The organism is Mycobacterium sp. E3298 (assembly GCF_001666895.1).
Lineage (GTDB): Bacteria > Actinomycetota > Actinomycetes > Mycobacteriales > Mycobacteriaceae > Mycobacterium.
In genome coordinates this window covers 1-1,632 of record NZ_LZJB01000549.1, presented here as the reverse complement: position 1 = coordinate 1,632, position 1,632 = coordinate 1, and the positions used below count along the sequence as shown (strand labels likewise).

General features: G+C 72.1%; 2 protein-coding genes and 1 pseudogene. All 3 read right to left on the bottom strand.

Features of this window, described 5'->3' with window-relative positions:
• Positions 1–89: 89 nt before the first annotated feature.
• Positions 90–662 carry a TlpA disulfide reductase family protein gene (locus A9X05_RS25195; RefSeq protein WP_067784793.1) on the bottom strand — a complete coding sequence of 191 codons (573 nt, stop codon included), beginning with the start codon at positions 660–662 and terminating at the stop codon, positions 90–92.
• 17 nt (positions 663–679) lie between these two features.
• The gene (locus A9X05_RS25190) at positions 680–1,288 is read right to left on the bottom strand and encodes a histidine phosphatase family protein (protein ID WP_067748321.1); all 609 of its coding nucleotides are present in this window, start codon (positions 1,286–1,288) and stop codon (positions 680–682) included.
• Positions 1,288–1,632 (bottom strand): annotated as a pseudogene (locus A9X05_RS25185) (aspartate aminotransferase family protein); the annotation flags it as partial. The gene A9X05_RS25190 and the pseudogene A9X05_RS25185, both read right to left, overlap by 1 nt.

Genomic DNA, 1,632 nt, shown 5'->3' with positions numbered 1-1,632 from the left:
CGGGGAGGCGAAGGACACCAGCCCCGCCAGCAGGCACACGCCGAGGGCCACCAGGAGCGGTCCGGCGGCGGCGATCTGGGTGAATCCGGTCACTCGCGGGCCAGCTTCTGCACCACGGGTTGCAGGTCGGCCGCCAGCAGTTCGCGCAGGAACACCGCCGCGACCCGGTGCTGGCGGTCCAGGACGAGCGTGGAAGGGATCACGGTGGTGGGGTACTTGCCGCCGAACGCGATCAGGGTGCGCATCGCGGGGTCGTAGATCGAGGGGTACGTCACGTGGCGGTCGTTGACGAAGTCCAGCGCGGCCTGCCGGTTGCTGTCGCGCACGTCGATACCCAGGAACGACACCCCGGCGTCGCGGGTGGCGTCGTAGACCTGCTGCAGCTGGCCGACCTCGGCGCGGCAGGGGCCGCACCACTGGCCCCAGATGTTGATGACGACGACCCGGCCGGCGAAGATCGGGTCGTTCAGCGACAGCGGGTGGGCGGGGTCGGCCAGGTCGGGGCCGGTCAGCGGGCCGGGGCGGCCGCGGGCCGACGGCGGGTCGTAGTAGATGTCGGTCTTCCCGCCCGGCGAGACGAATTCGAAGGTGCCGCCCTGGGCCACCGCGTCACGACCTGACGAGCAGCCCGCAACGAGGGTCGTCACCACGACCCCCGCCATCGCCAGTCGCCATGCGATCAAAGCGCCGCCGGCTCCCGATACTCGACGTCGGCCAGCCGGTCGCCCTCGTACACCAGGGTGGTGATCGAGCACAGCCCGCACTCCCGCCTGCGCGGGTCGTGCCACAGCCGCCTGCCGGTGAGGTGCAGCCGCAGCGTCCACACGGGCAGCTGGTGGCTGACGCACACCACCTCGCGGCCGGCCGCACGCGCGCGGGCCTTGTCCACCGCGGTCGTCATCCGCGCGGCGATCTCGGCGTACGGCTCACCCCACGACGGGGTGAAGGGGTTGCGCAGCTGCCACCAGAACCGCGGGTCGCGCCAGGCGCCGTCACCCGGGCCGACGCGGCGGCCCTCGAAGAAGTTCGCCGATTCGATCAGGTCGTGGTCGGTGTCCACGGCCACGTCGTGCTTGGCGGCGATCGGCGCTGCGGTTTCCTGGGCCCGCTGCAGCGGGGAGGCGACCACCGCGACGATGTCCCGGCCGGCCAGCGCGTCGGCGACCGCGGCCGCTTGCTCGCGACCCTTGTCGGACAGGTGGAATCCGGGCAGCCGTCCGTAGAGGACGCCGCTCGGGTTGTGCACCTCGCCGTGGCGCACCACGTGGACTCGCGTTTGATCGGCCATCAGGGCTTGTCCTCCTGGGCGGCCGCTTCGGCCGCGATGGGCAGGGCTTCGGCGATCCGGTCGAACGCCGCGTCGTCCAGCGCCGCCGAGACGAACCAGGCCTCGAAGGCGCTGCAGGGCGGGTAGACGCCCGCATCCAGCAGGGCGTGGAAGAACGGCGGATAGCGCCAGGTCTGGCTGGCCCGCGCGGAGGCGAAGTCGGTCACCGGCGCGTCGGTGAAGAACACGCTGAGCATGTTGCCGGCCCGTGAAAGCTGATGCGGCACAGACGCATTGGTCAATGACTCGGAGAGCAGGGCGGCCAGCCGGTCGGCGTTGGCGTCCAGCGCGGCGTAGACGGCCGC